This window comes from Acidipropionibacterium virtanenii, assembly GCF_003325455.1.
Classification (GTDB): domain Bacteria; phylum Actinomycetota; class Actinomycetes; order Propionibacteriales; family Propionibacteriaceae; genus Acidipropionibacterium; species Acidipropionibacterium virtanenii.
Window position 1 is genome coordinate 2,050,999 of sequence record NZ_CP025198.1, and the last position, 14,723, is coordinate 2,065,721.

A 14,723-nucleotide genomic window follows, 5' to 3' on the forward strand; every position below is an offset into this window, starting at 1 on the left:
TCGACTCATCGTCGATAACTTATCGCTTCATAGTCGCTTACAGGTTGAGGACAGGAGTCCCGATGAGCACCATCACCCCGCAGCCCGTCGCCCCGCGGCCCACAGCACCGCCTCGGGCCACCGCGCAGGACGCCGCCGTCTCAACCTGGGCCGAACAGGTCAGGCGCGCGGCCCGCGAGCAGGACGCCGTGATCCTGGCCCACAACTACCAGGACCCGGCCATCCAAGATGTCGCCGACCACGTCGGTGACTCATTGGCACTCTCGCGCATCGCCGCCGACTGCGACGCCTCCACCATCGTCTTCGCCGGTGTGCACTTCATGGCCGAGACCGCCAAGATCCTCTCCCCCGACAAGCGCGTCCTCATCCCCGACGCCCGGGCCGGCTGCTCCCTGGCCGACTGCATCACCGCCGACCAGCTGCGCGAGTGGAAGGCCCAGTACCCCGGTGCCGTCGTGGTGAGCTATGTCAACACCACCGCGGCGGTCAAGGCCGAGACCGACATCTGCTGCACCTCCTCCAACGCCCTGGAGGTGGTCCGCTCCATCCCCGCCGGCACCGACGTGCTGTTCTGCCCCGATCAGTTCCTCGGCGCGCATGTGCGCCGCACCCTGGGCCGCGACAACATCCACACCTGGATGGGCGAGTGCCACGTGCACGCCGACATCTCCCCCACCGATCTCATCGATCAGGTGCACGCCAACCCGGATGCCGAGCTCTTCGTCCACCCCGAGTGCGGCTGCACCACCAGCGCCCTGTGGCTGGCCGGGCAGGGCGATCTGCCTCCCGAGCGGACCCACATCCTGTCGACAGGCGGCATGCTCACCGCCGCCCGTGCGACCTCCTCGGCGAAGGTTCTGGTGGCCACCGAGGTGGGCATGCTGCACCAGCTGCGCCATGCCAACGCCACCACCGATTTCCAGCCGGTCAATCCCGGCGCGATCTGCCCCTTCATGAAGATGACCACACGCGACAAGTTGCTGAGCTGCATCACGGAGGGTCACGACGAGGTCGTCGTCGATCCGGCGATCGCGGTGAGGGCCCGCAGGGCCGTCGAACGCATGATCGCGATCGGCAATCCGGGAGGCGGGGAGTGATGCGCGGAACCCAGCTGCCGGTCCGACCGGCATCGTGGACCCGCAGCTGCGACGTCGTGGTGGTGGGCACCGGTGCCGCCGGTCTGTCGGCCGTCGTCAGTCTCGTCGCCGCCGGGATCGACGTCGCCGTGGTGACCCGCGGCAAGATCGCCGACTCCAGCACCGACTGGGCCCAGGGCGGCCTGGCGGCGGTCTGGTCTCCCGCCGATTCGGTCGACCTCCACCTGTCGGACACGCTGACCGCCGGTGCCGGGCTGTGCGATGAGGAGGCCGTGGCCGATCTCGTCTCCCACGCCCCCGGGGCGCTGCGCCGGCTCATCGGGCTCGGCGCCCGTTTCGACACCGACGCCGAGGGGCGGATCGACCTTCATCTGGAGGGCGGCCACCACGCCCGTCGCATCCTGCACGCCGGCGGGGACCAGTCCGGCCACGAGGTCGAGCGCACCCTCACCGAGTCCCTGCGCGAGCGCCTCCAGATGCTTGCCGGCACCCGCCTGATCGACGTCCTCACCGACGCCGACGGAACCGCATGCGGAGTCTCGGTGCTCGACGAGCACGGCGTCACCGGGCGCATCCGCGCACGCGCGGTGCTGCTGGCCACCGGAGGGATCGGCCAGCTGTGGCCCACCACCACCAACCCGGAGGTCTCCACCGGAGACGGTCTGGCGGCCGCGCTGCGGGCCGGCGCGACCGTGCGCGACGCCGAGTTCATGCAGTTCCATCCGACGATCCTGGTGGTGCCCCCGCAGTACCGGACCCCCGGCGACCGGGGCGTGCTCATCTCCGAGGCGGTCCGCGGTGAGGGCGCCGTCCTCATCGACCGCGACGGACGCCGGGTGATGGCCGGCGTCCATCCGCTGGCCGACCTGGCTCCTCGAGATGTGGTCTCGGCGGCCGAGCAGGCTCATATGGCCGCCACCGGCCAAGACCACCTCTTCCTCGACGCCACCTTCTTCGGGTCCGCGCGCTGGGAGAACTCCTTCCCGTCGATCCTGGCGATGTGCCGGGCCCGCGGCGTCGATCCCGTCACCGAGCCGATCCCGGTCCGCCCGGGAGCGCACTACCACTGCGGAGGAGTCGCCGCCACGATGTCGGGTCTCACGGCGGTGCCCGGGCTGCGGGCTGTCGGCGAGGTGGCCTGCACCGGCGTCCAGGGCGCCAACCGGCTGGCCTCCAACTCGTTGACCGAGGCCCTGGTGATGGGAGAGCGTGCGGCCCGGGAGCTGGTCGACGAGCTTCGTGCCCCTCACCGGCCCGGGGAACCGGTGGATCGCCGGGCGGCGGTCCTGATCGCCGGCTCCGGTCTCGATGGGATCCGCCGGGTGATGGGGCAGCATGTGTCGGTGCTCCGCGAGGCGTCCGGTCTGCTCGAGGCCCTCACCGTCATCTCGGAACTGCCCGAGGCCGGTCACCTCGACGATTCCGTGCTCAGTGCCACGAATGCGGCCACGGCCGCCGCTCTGGTGGCCTCTTCCGCCGCGCGGCGCACCGAGTCCCGCGGTTGCCATCGCCGCAGCGACGTCACCGTCCGCAGGCACGAGTGGCGTCTCCACATCGACCAGTGGCTGGACGACGACGGCCGGCCGGCGCCGGCCTTCAGCGATCCGGTCCGTGACCACCAGGAGGCCGCATGACCACCACAGCTCACCGCTCCCCGACCGCCCGTCCCGGGGCCGTTCTGCCGTACCGGATCCTCGCGGATCTGGAGGCGGCCCGCCTCTCCCCCCAGGACGTCCTCGACACGGTGGCGCGGACCCTTGATGAGGATCTGTCCTGGGGCCCGGACGTCACCACCGGAGCGATCTTCGACGAGTCCCGGCGCGGCCGGGCCCGGGTGGTGTCCCGGGCCGAGGGTTGCCTGGCCGGCGTACCGGTGGCCGCGGCCGCGCTGCACCTGCTGGCGTGGCGCAACGGCAACGAGGCGACGACGTCGGTCCTCCTCCATGACGGGTCACGGGTGATCCCCGGCGACGCCGTGCTGGTGGTCGAGGCGCCGCTGCGCGACCTGCTGACCGCCGAGCGCACCATGCTGAACCTGCTGGGCCAGCTGTCGGGCGTCGCGACCGCCACCGCCGCCTGGGCCGACGCGCTGGAGGGTTCGGCGACCCGGGTCCGCGACACCCGCAAGACGGTGCCGGGGCTGAGAGTTCTCCAGAAGTACGCGGTGCGCTGCGGCGGTGGCGTCAATCACCGGATGGGGCTGGGAGACGCCGCCCTCATCAAGGACAATCACATCGCCGCGGCCGGATCGGTCGCCGCGGCCCTGGAGGCGGTGCGGGCCCACGCCCCGGGCGTGAGCTGCGAGGTGGAGGCCGACACCCTCGACCAGGTGCGCGAGGCGGTCGCCGCCGGGGCCCGGCTGGTGCTGCTGGACAACATGGCTCCCGACGTCATGACCCGGGCAGTGGCGATCTGCCGCCCGGCCGGGGTGGCCACCGAGGCGTCCGGGGGCCTCGCGCTGCCCGACGCGCCCGCGGTGGGCGCCACCGGCGTCGACTATGTCGCGGTGGGCGCGCTGACCCATTCGGCACCGGTGCTGGATCTGGGCCTGGACATGGACTGATCCATCTTCGCGGACGTCCATGATCTGCGCGGCTGCGAGGAGCCCCGGGAACCGTGCAGGTTCCCGGAGCTCCTCGCGTCATGCGGGCCTGATCGGCCTCGGACCTGTTCAGCAGCCGATGAGGCGTGATCCGAGATAGCTCTCGATCTGATCGATCGAGACCCTCTCCTGATCCATGGTGTCGCGATCGCGCACCGTCACCGCATTGTCCTCGAGGGTGTCGAAGTCGACGGTGATGCAGTACGGGGTGCCGATCTCGTCCTGGCGACGGTAGCGCTTGCCGATCGCCTGGGCGTCGTCGAAGTCCACGTTCCAGTGCTTGCGCAGCGTGGCGGCCAGATCGCGGGCCTTGGGCGACAGATCGGAGTTGCGGCTCAGCGGCAGCACCGCGGCCTTGACCGGCGAGAGGCGCTTGTCGAGCTTGAGGACGGTGCGCTTGTCCACCCCGCCCTTGGTGTTGGGCGCCTCGTCCTCGGTGTAGGCGTCGACCATGAAGGCCATCAGCGACCGGGTGAGTCCGGCCGCCGGCTCGATGACGTAGGGCAGGTAGCGCTTGTTCTCCTTCTGGTCGAAGTAGGACAGGTCCTTGCCGGAGTGCTTCGAGTGGGTGCCCAGGTCGAAGTCGGTGCGGTTGGCGATGCCCTCCAGCTCGCCCCAGTCGGAACCCACGAAGCCGAATTTGTACTCGATGTCGACGGTGCGCTTCGAGTAGTGGGAGAGCTTCTCCTTGGGATGCTCGAAGTGGCGCAGGTTGGATCTCTCGATGCCCAGGTCGACGTACCAGTCGGTGCGGGTGTCGATCCAGTACTGGTGCCACTCCTCGTCGGTGCCGGGCACGACGAAGTACTCCATCTCCATCTGCTCGAACTCGCGGGTGCGGAAGATGAAGTTTCCGGGGGTGATCTCGTTGCGGAAGGACTTGCCGGTCTGGGCGATTCCGAAGGGCGGCTTCTTGCGGGCGCTGGTCACCACGTTCTGGAAGTTGATGAAGATGCCCTGAGCGGTCTCGGGACGCAGGTAGTGCAGTCCGGACTCGTCCTGGACGGGGCCCAGGTAGGTCCGAAGCATCATGTTGAAATCGCGGGGTTCGGTCCACTGGCCCTTGGTGCCGCAGTTGGGGCAGTTGACGTCGTCGAGCTTGACCGAGTCCGGATCGGCGATGCCGTGCTTGGCGGCGTGCATCTCCTGAAGGTGATCGGCGCGCATCCGCTTGTGGCAGGACAGGCACTCGGTCAGCGGGTCGTTGAAGACCCCGACGTGACCGGAGGCGATCCAGACCTCCTTCGGCAGGATCACCGAGGAGTCGAGTCCGACGATGTCGTCGCGGCTGGTCACCATGGACCGCCACCACTGACGCTTGATGTTCTCCTTGAGCTCGACGCCGTAGGGACCGTAGTCCCAGGCGGCCCGGGAGCCGCCGTAGATCTCGCCGCAGGGGAACACGAATCCCCGGCGCTTGCAGAGATTGGTGACGCTGTCGAGTGTGCTGGTGGGGGCCAAGGCCGTCCCTTTCTTCCAAGTCCTCATTGGAGTGGGCGCCAGGATGGCGTCCACGCGATGATCCACACTACCGTTCGCGGGCCGCGGTCAGGACCGGCGCGGCAGGTTGATCTGGTCATCGTCCAGGCCGAGGTAGGCACTGGGCTCATCGAGCATCCACGGCGCGACGCCCATGAATGCGGCGCGGCCGGCCGCGCCACCGAAGGCCGAGCGCCATGCTCTGGGGCTCTGCCACCGGGTGACGACGGCGGCCAGCTCCTCGTCATCGACGTTGCGCCCGGCGTCCAGGCCCTCCAGGCCGGGGCACTCCTCGAGATGGCCGATCAGGGCGCCGAGGGCGGACCGTAGCGCGGGCCACTGGCCGTCCGGGGCGCTGAACCTGAGGATGACGATCACGTGCGCAAGGTTAGCGGCCCCCCTGGTGAGGTGACCCTTACTCGGCGGCTGGTCAGGGGTAGATTGGGTGCCCGGGGGCCGGGCACGGTCCCCCTCCGTCAGCCCCGATCGAGGTGAGGATCCGTGTACACCGGCGAGACCGCCAGGCCGGCCAAGCGCATCACCAGACAGCGCACCGCCATCAACGATCTGTTCGACGACGAGGAGACCTTCCTCACCGCCCAGCAGGTCCACGACGAGCTGCGCGAGCGGGGCGTGAAGGTGGGGCTGGCCACCGTCTACCGCAACCTGCAGGCGATGGGCGAGGACGGTGAGCTCGACGTCATCCGTGCCGAGGACGGCGAGATGACCTTCCGGCGCTGCTCGACCTCGCACCACCACCATCTGGTGTGCCGCCAGTGCGGCAAGGTGGTCGAGATCGGACAGGACGACACGATCCAGCAGTGGGCCGCCGATGTGGCCGCCCGCCACGGCTTCAGCGACACCGGTCACGAGCTGGAGCTGTTCGGGCTGTGCTCGCAGTGCTCGACCTGACCGACACCGCGCAGACATCCCGGTGGAGCCCACCGGGCCCGCCCCCGACTTAACGGGTGCGGTCCATCAGCGGCAAGGAGCGCAGCCCGCGCTCCATGTGCCAGGAGACGAAGGCGGCCACCAGTCCCGAACCCTCCCGTACCCGCACCGGCGCGATCGACCGGGTCGCCGCCCAGTCGCCGGTGAGCAGGGCCCGTAGGTAGCCGATGGTCTCGGGATTGGGGTGGGGGGTGCCGGGGGGCTGGCAGTTGACGCACACCATCCCGCCCATGCTCGGGGAGAACCCGGGGTGAGGGCCTGAGGCCCCGCAACGGACGCAGTCGACCAGGTCGGGGGCGTACCCGGCGGCCGACAGGGCGCGCAGCAGGTAGGAGTCCAGCACCATGGCCGCCGGCCTGGGGCCGTCGGTGGTGCCTGCCCCCAGCACCCGCAGGGCGCCGGCCAGCAGCCGGTACTGGGCCGGTGCCGGCTCCTTCTCCACGGGCACCAGGTGGTCGGCTGCCTCGACCATCACCTCGGCGGCGGTGAACAGCGGGTAATCCAGCCGCAGTGGCGCCGAGTAGGCGTGGAGGCTCTCCACCTGGGCGACGACGTCGAGGTTGCGGCCGATGACCAGCTGGATGTCGACGAGGTTGAACGGGTCGAGCCGTCCCCCGTACTTGCTGGAGGTGCGACGGACTCCTCGTGCCACCGCCCTCACCTTGCCGTGATCGCAGGTGAGCATGGTGATGATCCGGTCGGCCTCCCCGAGCTTGTGGGTCCGCAGCACGACGGCTCGGTCCCGGTAGGTAGGCATGTCCCCATCCTCTCTCGCCACGGTGACATGCACGACTCCCACAGGGCCGACGGGCCGAGGGCCGACACGCGCGATGTCGCCCCGCGACGGCCCCTGCGCAATCAGGCATCTGCACAACAAGGCCCCTGCACAATAGGGTCAGGATCGTGTCCAGTGCTCCAGCGCCATCAGCCCACCGCCGGCGACGAGTTCTTCACCTCGTCGTGACCGCAGTCTCCGTCGCGACCGTCCTGTCCATGTCGCCGCAGCCGGCCCTCGCCGCCCCGGCCACCGGCGGCGACCAGCTCCGCAGGGCCCGGTCCGCCGGGCCGATCAGCACCAGTGCCACGGCGCGAATGGCCGCTCCCGACGCCGAGGTCAACGTCATCGTGCAGATGACCGGCGACCCGGTCGCCACCGTGGAGGCGAAGGCCGGCAAAGATCTGCCGACCGCCGAGACCGACCGGATCCGCACCACCCTGCGCACCCGACAGGACTCCGTCACCGGGCGCATCCGGGCGCGCGGAGGACGCGTCGTCTCCCTGATGCAGTCGGCCTACAACGGCGTCCATGTCAGGATCGCCCGCGGGCAGATCGAGGCGCTCACCGCCCTGCCCGGCGTCGAGTCCGTGCATGTCGTGACCCCCAGGACCGCCTCGGACTCCGCGGATTCCTCGGACTCCTCCGCCACCGCGCCGAACACCTATCTGGGCGTGCCGCAGGTGTGGCAGAGCACCGGCCACACCGGCAGGAACATCAAGGTGGCGGTGATCGACACCGGCCTCGACCACACCCATGCCGACTTCGGCGGCCCGGGCACCACGGCCGCCTACGACACGGCCAGATCCGCATCGGCGGCCTCCCCCGACCCCTCCCTGATCGGGCCCCGGGCCGCCCGGATCAAGGGCGGCTACGACTTCGCCGGAGACGCATACAACTCCTCGGGCACCGGGGCGGCACTCACCCCCGCGCCCGACTCCAACCCGATGGACTGCATCGGCCACGGCACCCACGTCTCCGGAGTGCTCGCCGGATCCGGGGTGACGTCGACCGGGAAGACCTACCGGGGCTCGTACAGCGTCTCCGGCGTCGCGGGCCTGCCGGTCGCGCCGGGGGTCGCCCCACAGGCCGACCTGTACCCGCTGAAGATCTTCGGCTGCACGGGCACCAGCGACCTCACCACCGAGGCCATCGACTGGGCCGTCGCCCACCACATGGATGTCATCAACATGTCGCTGGGCGGAGTCTACGGCCGCCCCGATGACCCCGACGCGGTCGCCGCCGGCAATGCCGTGGCCGCCGGCACCGTGGTCATCGCGGCCGCCGGCAATGCCGGACAGAGTCCGTACCTGGCCGGGGCGCCGGGCACCGGGCGCGGCGTCGTCCCGGTCGCCGCCGTCAACAACGCGGCCTCTCTGCCCGGATACCGCGGATACGCCCCCTTCAGCTCGGCGGGCCCGGCCGGCGGGGACTCGAGCCTGACCTCCGGCGTCGCGGCGCCTGGGGTCCTGGTGCCCTCGGCCGCGATCGGCACGGGGACCGGTGCCGTCGAGATGTCGGGCACCTCGTCGGCCACCCCTCAGGTGGCCGGGGTGGCCGCCCTGGCGGTCCAGGCCCACCCCGGCTGGAAGGCCTCCCGGATCTCGGCAGCACTGGTGTCCACGGCGTCCACCGATGTGCCCGGATACAGCCCCGTGCTGGGCGGCGGCCTGATCGATCCCGCACGGGCGGTGAGCACGACTACCGCCGTCGAGGGCGACTCGTACCGGGTGCCCGCCGGACGGGTCATCACCGCCGGCCTGAGCTTCGGTCTCCAGGAGTCGACCTCCATGCTCGGCGGGCGCCGCAGCCTCACCATCACCAACACCGGGTCCCGACCGGTGACCTACACGCTGAGCAGTCGGGCGGCCACGAACTCCCGTCCCGCGACCCTCTCCCTCGGCGCCCGGCGGGTGACGGTCAGGCCGCACTCCAGCGCACGGATCCAGGTGAGCCTGAGGGCCCGGGCATCAACCGTCGGCAGTTCGCTGAACGACGCGACCGGCTTTCATGAGATATCGGGCACGGTGGTGATCGCCTCGGGCCGCGACACGCTGCAGCTGCCCTACCTGATGGTGCCCCGGGCCCAGACCGCCGTGACGGCCTCGGCACGATCCACCCCCCGGGCCGCGGCCGGTGGCATCAGGGCCGGCCGTCCGACCAGCCTCACCCTCACCAACCGTGGCGGCGCCCTGGCGGCCGCCTCCAGCGTGTACACCTGGGGCCTGGCCGACCGCAGCAAGGATCCCACCCTGTCCGGCGGCTCCGGCCACGACCTTCGGGCAGCGGGGGTCCAGACGATGCGGGTCGGTTCGCAGCCCGTGGTCGTCTTCGCCGTCAACACCTGGGACCGCTGGTCCAGTCCGGCGGCCGACGAGTTCGACGTGGCGGTCGACACCGACGGCGACGGCACCGCCGACCGCATCGTCTTCGCCACAGATTCAGGCCTGGTGCGCAGGGGGGCACCGGACGGGACGACCGAGGTCTTCATCCAGAACACCGACACCGGGGCGATCTCCGCGTCCGGTTTCCTCGCGATCTCCCCGACCGATGCGAGCACCATCCAGATGCCGGTCACCGCCGCCGATCTGGGGATCGGATCCTCGGCAGGGACGTTCTCCTACACGGTCTCCGGATACGGGGGCAACGGAGGCGAGGACTCCTTCGACTCCAGGTGGGCGCGATACAACCCGTGGTCCCCGGCGCTGGACGCCGCGACTGACATCGGCGTGCCGATCAACCGGTCGGTCGGCGTGACCGTCGCCGCATCGGCGGTCGAGATCGCCCGGCAGAAACCCCTGGGGCTGATGGTGGTGACCCCCGACAACAGGTCCGGAAGCACCCAGGCCGCGCTCCTGCCGGTCTCCTGATCGGGTCGGTGGGCCCGGCCGCGCCGGCGCCCGGGTCCGCCGACCCGATCGGGGAGCAGGATCGGACCATGCCCACCTCACCCGTCACAGACCTTGAGATCCATCCGGCCGATCCGGGACGGATCGACGACATCGCCGCCGTCTACGGCACCCGGGGCGGCGCCGCGCACTGCTGGTGCCAGTACTTCACCAGACCCGACTGGGAATTCAACCAGGTCGAGACCAACCGTCGTGGGCTCGTCGACCACATCCGCACCGATGCGACGCCGCCCGGGCTCATCGGCTATCTGGACGGCGAACCGGTCGGCTGGGTGGCACTGGGCCCCCGTTCGGCCTATCCGCGGCTGTGGCGCTCCCCCGCCGACCAGACCCCCGAGGATCCGGACCTCTGGGCAGTGACCTGCTTCGTCATCCGGGTCGGATTCCGGCGCCGCGGGATCGCCACCCGCCTGCTCGACGCCGCGATCGAGGAGGCTTGGACGCACGGGGCTCGCCGCCTCTTCGCCCGGCCCGTCGACACCTCCGATGGGAAGCGGCCCGGCTCCGACCTGTACACCGGCATCCTCAGCACCTTCCTGGCGGCCGGCTTCGCCGAGATCGGGCGGGCCCGCCGCGCGGTCCTCGTCGAGAAGACGCTGCGGGAGCCCGGGACGGGATCGCGGGCTCGCTAGTCTGGCGTCATGGCTGCCAGCACCCGACCCCGTCCGCCCAAGCGCGGGCCGATCCCCCACCCTTCGGGGGCCAGGCCCCCACAGCTGCCGAAGGACCTGATCCCCCGCCACGTCGCGATCGTCATGGACGGCAACGGGCGCTGGGCCAAGCAGCGCGGTATGCGGCGCACCGAGGGTCATGCTCGCGGCGAGGACGCCCTCTTCGACGTCATCGAGGGAGCCATCGAGCTGGGAATCCCGTACCTGTCGGCCTACGCCTTCTCCACCGAGAACTGGAAGCGCTCCCCCGACGAGGTGCGATGGCTGATGGGATTCAATCGCGACGTCATCCACCGGCGCCGCGACCAGCTCGACGCCATGGGGGTGCGGATCCGTTGGGCGGGCCGGCGCCCCAGACTGTGGCGTTCGGTGATCAGGGAGCTGGAGGAGGCCGAGGACCAGAGCGCCGACAACACCGTCCTGACCCTGCAGTTCTGCGTCAACTACGGCGGGCGCGCCGAGATCGTCGACGCCGTGCGCGAGATCGCCCGCCAGGCCGCCGACGGCAGGCTCGACCCGGAGCACATCAGTGAGAAGACCTTCCGCACCCACCTCGACGAGCCCGAGATCCCCGACGTCGACCTGTTCTGGCGCTCCTCGGGGGAACAGCGCACCTCGAACTTCCTGCTGTGGCAGTCGGCCTACGCCGAGATGGTGTTCTCCGACGTGCTGTGGCCCGACGTCGATCGCCGTGACCTGTGGGCGGCGGTCCTCGAGTACGCCGCGCGGGACCGCCGCTTCGGCGGCGCGGTACCCGACATCGTGCCCGACAGCGTGTCCGACGAGGTGCCCGAGGACGACGCGTCCGGCAGCTGAATCACGGGTAGGAGCGCTGCGAGGCGAACTCGAGGCGGCTGCGGGCCCGGCGGGGTCGCTGCCACGGCGTCGTCGACAGGGTGAGGGTGCTCCGCTCGATCCTCAGCACCGTGCGCTGGGTGAGCAGCGTCCATTCGGGGGACTCGGGTCCCTGGGAGGAGATCCGTAGCGAGCGGCCGCCCTCGTCCTCGGTGCTGAGGAAGTGGAGGTCGAAGTACCCCTCCGGCTTGTCCGGCACCTGCTCGGGGAAGGCCAGGCTGAACGCGTAGAGCGCCTCGGGGGTGCCCAGCAGGCAGTCCAGCGCCCACACCCGGCCCTGAGGGACGAGATCGATGATGGTGCGCGCCGCGGCCATGATGGCCTCGGGCCAGTCGGCGCCGCGCTCATGGTGGCCCAGGATCAGGGCGAAGTACAGCTCCGAATCGGTGGTGCCCCGGGGCCGGTAGCTGGAGGTGGCCGAGGCCTCCGCCACGATCGCCGGGCTCTTGTCGAACTGCCCGTTGTGGGCGAAGCAGACATTCCCGGCGCGGAAGGGATGGCAGTTCTCGGTGGTGACGGCCAGGCCCTCGGAGGCCAGTCGCAGATGGAACATCGCCTGGTCGGTGACCAGGGCGTCGACCATCGGCCAGAATCTCGTCGACTGCATCACCGGTCCGGGATCGCGCACGACCGTCGGCTCATCGCCCTGCCAGGCGGCGATCCCCCAGCCGTCGCGGTGGATGCGGCCCAGGTCGTGGAAGGTCCGCAGATCCTCACCCGCGGCCGCGGCCACCGCCCTGGGCCGATCCGTCATGAATCCGAACAGTCTGCACATCCTCAGGACAGCCTTCCCGCCACGTCCCCGGCCTCCAACTCGTCAATGACCTCGGCCCCTTCGGCACCGGTCGCAGCTGCGGCCCGCCGGTGCATGCGCCGGTCCAGGCGGCCCGCGACCCGCGACAGAATCATGTTGATGACGACGTAGATCACCGCGACCACGATATAGGTCTGGATCATCAGCCCGGTGTAGGTGGTGATGACCTTGCCCTGCTGGGTGAGCTCCGGATAGGACACCACATAGCCCAGGGTCGAGTCCTTCAGCAGGCTGATGAGCGCGTTGATGAGCGACGGCACCACCAGGCGGATCGCCTGGGGCAGGATCACCAGCCGCATCGACTGGCCCTCGGTGAGCCCGATCGACCGGCCGGCCTCCCACTGGCCGCCGTCGACGGCCAGGATGCCCGAGCGGAAAGTCTCGGCGGTGGTGGCCGAGGAGGTGATGATCATCGGGATGACGAGCTTCCAGAACAGTGGGAGATCCAGTCCGATGGGCTCGCGGGGCAGGAACAGCAGGAAGGCGTAGACGATCAGAAGCATCGGGATGGCGCGGAAGAACTCGATCCAGCCCGTCGCGATCGCCGACACCGCCCGGTTCCGCGAGACCCTCGCCAGGGCCAGGCCGAGAGCCAGCGGGAAGGCCACCACCATGGCCACCGCGGTGGCCGCGATCGTGCCCTCCAGACCCTTCCAGAGGAAGTTGATGTATCCGGCGCTGGTGAACGGCGTCCATTTGTCGGGGGCGAGCTGGCCGTGCTGGGCGAAGACCGTCAGTCCTGCGGTGATGACGCCGAGGATCGCCAGGGTGCTGATCACCGACCACACGAGGATGCGTCGCCGGCCCCGGGGACCCGGGGCGTCGAAGAGCAGCGCGGCATCGCTGGGAGCGCTCATGCCATGACTCCCGTCACTCGTCTCAGCCGTCGGTCGAGCCAGCCCCCGCCCGCCCCGATGAGCAGGCAGATCGCCAGGTACACCAGCCCCGTGAGGAGGAAGGTCACCACGGCCTCTGCAGTCAGCAGGTTGATCTGCTGGGTCACGTTGGTGAGTTCGGCCACCCCCACCGCCGCGGCCAGGGAGGAGCCCAGCACCGTGCCGATGAAGACATTGGTCAGCGGCTGCACCATGGTCGCCAGGGCCTGGGGCAGGACGACATGGCGCAGCACCTGGCCGAAGGACATCCCGATGGCCCGGCTCGCCTCGATCTGGCCGAGCCCCACCGCGTTGATCCCGGAGCGCACCGTCTCGCAGACGAAGGCGCCGCTGGCCAGCACGATCGCCGCGACCGCGCTCCAGAACAGGGAGAGCCGCAGCCCGGCGTCCGGAAGCCCGAAGACGATGAGGATGAGCAGGCTCAGCAGCGGGATGTTGCGGAACACCTCGACGTAGATCGCACCGAAGATCCTCAACGGTGGTATCGGGGAGATCCGGAACACCGCCATCACAGTGCCCAGCACCATGGCGCCCAGGAAGCCCAGCACACCGAGCCCGACGGTGATGCCGATGCCCTGCGCGATGAGTCCCCAGTACTGGCCGACGACTGCGAAATTCATGTCCGGGCGCTGATGGTCAGGCCGCGATGGCCGGCGGGGTCGGGGCCCCACCGGAGATCAGCGAGCCGAAGCTGTAGGTCCACAGCTTCTTCCAGGTGCCGTCCCCCTCGATCTTCTTGAGGAAGCCGTTGACGAAGGTCAGGGCGTCGGCGTCACCCTTGACGATCCCGATGCCGTAGGGCTCGCTGGTGAAGGGCTCGCCCACCACCTGGATCTGCTTCTTCTGCGCCGCGGCGGCCAGCAGCAGGGACTGGTCGTTGACGTAGGCGGCCGCACGTCCCTGGACCACGGCGGCCTGGCACTCGGCGTTGCCGGAGAAGGTGAGCACCTGCTTGGGCTTGGTCACCTTGTCCTTGATGGCCGCCAGACCGGTCGAGTTCGACTGGGTCACCAGCACCTTGCCGGTGAGGTCGGCGACAGTCTTGATCGAGGTGTCGCCCTTCTTGACCGCGATCCCCACGCCCGAGGTGTAGTAGGGGCCGGCGAAGGAGATCTTCTTCTTGCGCTCATCGGTGATCGAGTAGGTGGCCACGACGACGTCGACGCTCTTGTTGATGAGCAGGGTCTCACGGGTGTCGACGCTCACCTCGGTGTTCTTGACCGTGGACATCGGGTCGTCGGAGCCGAAGATGTAGCGCGACAGCAGCTGCACGATGCCTGCGTCGAATCCGGTGACCTTCCCGGTGGACGGGTCCTTGAGGCTGAACAGCGAGGAGGTCAGGGTGCCACCCCAGCGCAGCGCACCGGAATCCTTGATCTTCTTGGCCCAGGCATTGCCGGAGATCTCGGAGTCGGAGGCCTTCGGTCCGGCCTTGACGATGGAGTCGAAGCTGGGGCCCGAGGCTGACGAGGAACCCTCCCCCGGCAACGCCGGGGCGTCGCTCCCGCTCGAGCACGCGGCCAGGGCCGCCGTCGCCCCGGCTGCGAGGCCGAGACTCAGAAGGCGTCGCCGGTTGAACTGGATCGATGTCATGACTGCTCCTGAGATCCGTGGTGGCTGGTGCTGGAACATCATGGCCACGAACGCGAGTACGACCGAATCTGTCCCATTTGC

Annotated in this window: 14 protein-coding genes; 7 read left to right on the forward strand and 7 right to left on the reverse strand. The window is 69.9% G+C overall.

What is annotated here, in order from left to right:
* The first annotated feature begins 62 nt into the window (after positions 1–62).
* The 3 genes from nadA to nadC are packed head-to-tail and all read left to right on the forward strand — an operon-like array spanning position 63 to position 3,660.
* Positions 63–1,097 carry a quinolinate synthase NadA gene (nadA, locus tag JS278_RS09450; protein ID WP_181833688.1) on the forward strand — a complete coding sequence of 345 codons (1,035 nt, stop codon included), beginning with the start codon at positions 63–65 and terminating at the stop codon, positions 1,095–1,097.
* Entirely contained in the window at positions 1,097–2,731 is a 1,635-nt protein-coding gene (gene nadB / locus JS278_RS09455) for an L-aspartate oxidase (protein ID WP_114044951.1), read from the forward strand. Before nadA ends, nadB begins: the two co-directional genes overlap by 1 nt.
* The gene (nadC, locus tag JS278_RS09460; protein WP_114044952.1) at positions 2,728–3,660 is read left to right on the forward strand and encodes a carboxylating nicotinate-nucleotide diphosphorylase; all 933 of its coding nucleotides are present in this window, start codon (positions 2,728–2,730) and stop codon (positions 3,658–3,660) included. The genes nadB and nadC overlap by 4 nt, the downstream gene beginning before the upstream one ends.
* A gap of 108 nt (positions 3,661–3,768) precedes the next feature.
* Here nadC and JS278_RS09465 read toward each other — a convergent pair whose 3' ends face one another.
* Together JS278_RS09465 and JS278_RS16015 are read right to left on the reverse strand one after the other, a co-directional pair.
* Positions 3,769–5,160 carry a glycine--tRNA ligase gene (locus JS278_RS09465; RefSeq protein ID WP_342767021.1) on the reverse strand — a complete coding sequence of 464 codons (1,392 nt, stop codon included), beginning with the start codon at positions 5,158–5,160 and terminating at the stop codon, positions 3,769–3,771.
* 87 nt (positions 5,161–5,247) lie between these two features.
* Positions 5,248–5,556: an antibiotic biosynthesis monooxygenase family protein gene (locus JS278_RS16015; protein WP_181833689.1), complete on the reverse strand. Its 309-nt coding sequence runs from the start codon at positions 5,554–5,556 to the stop codon at positions 5,248–5,250.
* A 123-nt stretch (positions 5,557–5,679) separates the two neighbouring features.
* Here JS278_RS16015 and JS278_RS09475 point away from each other — a divergent pair, with 123 nt between their 5' ends.
* Complete coding sequence (locus JS278_RS09475) at positions 5,680–6,090, forward strand: Fur family transcriptional regulator (protein ID WP_114044954.1); 411 nt, start codon at positions 5,680–5,682, stop codon at positions 6,088–6,090.
* 49 nt (positions 6,091–6,139) lie between these two features.
* On the opposite strand, the gene recO is transcribed toward JS278_RS09475, so the two are convergent.
* Complete coding sequence (gene recO / locus JS278_RS09480; protein ID WP_114044955.1) at positions 6,140–6,886, reverse strand: DNA repair protein RecO; 747 nt, start codon at positions 6,884–6,886, stop codon at positions 6,140–6,142.
* 203 nt (positions 6,887–7,089) lie between these two features.
* Between recO and JS278_RS09485 the strand changes: the two genes are divergently transcribed.
* From JS278_RS09485 to JS278_RS09495, 3 genes are all read left to right on the forward strand, one after another.
* Positions 7,090–9,774, forward strand: a complete 2,685-nt coding sequence (locus tag JS278_RS09485) for a S8 family peptidase (protein WP_114044956.1) — start codon at positions 7,090–7,092, stop codon at positions 9,772–9,774.
* A 68-nt stretch (positions 9,775–9,842) separates the two neighbouring features.
* Complete coding sequence (locus tag JS278_RS09490; RefSeq protein ID WP_147243184.1) at positions 9,843–10,445, forward strand: GNAT family N-acetyltransferase; 603 nt, start codon at positions 9,843–9,845, stop codon at positions 10,443–10,445.
* A gap of 123 nt (positions 10,446–10,568) precedes the next feature.
* A complete protein-coding gene (locus tag JS278_RS09495; RefSeq protein WP_245935305.1) occupies positions 10,569–11,300 on the forward strand; it encodes an isoprenyl transferase in 732 nt (243 codons plus the stop codon).
* A gap of 1 nt (position 11,301) precedes the next feature.
* Here the strand turns inward: JS278_RS09495 and JS278_RS09500 are convergent, their stop codons facing one another.
* Genes JS278_RS09500 through JS278_RS09515 form a run of 4 tightly spaced genes read right to left on the reverse strand, consistent with a single transcriptional unit; the run spans position 11,302 to position 14,642 of the window.
* On the reverse strand, positions 11,302–12,093 hold the full coding sequence (locus tag JS278_RS09500; RefSeq protein WP_181833690.1) for a class II glutamine amidotransferase: 792 nt from the start codon (positions 12,091–12,093) through the stop codon (positions 11,302–11,304).
* Between the two features lie 23 nt (positions 12,094–12,116).
* The gene (locus JS278_RS09505) at positions 12,117–13,010 is read right to left on the reverse strand and encodes an amino acid ABC transporter permease (protein ID WP_114044960.1); all 894 of its coding nucleotides are present in this window, start codon (positions 13,008–13,010) and stop codon (positions 12,117–12,119) included.
* Positions 13,007–13,669, reverse strand: a complete 663-nt coding sequence (locus tag JS278_RS09510) for an amino acid ABC transporter permease (protein ID WP_114044961.1) — start codon at positions 13,667–13,669, stop codon at positions 13,007–13,009. The genes JS278_RS09505 and JS278_RS09510 overlap by 4 nt, the downstream gene beginning before the upstream one ends.
* Positions 13,670–13,685: 16 nt before the next feature.
* The gene (locus JS278_RS09515) at positions 13,686–14,642 is read right to left on the reverse strand and encodes a glutamate ABC transporter substrate-binding protein (RefSeq protein ID WP_114044962.1); all 957 of its coding nucleotides are present in this window, start codon (positions 14,640–14,642) and stop codon (positions 13,686–13,688) included.
* Positions 14,643–14,723: the final 81 nt, after the last annotated feature.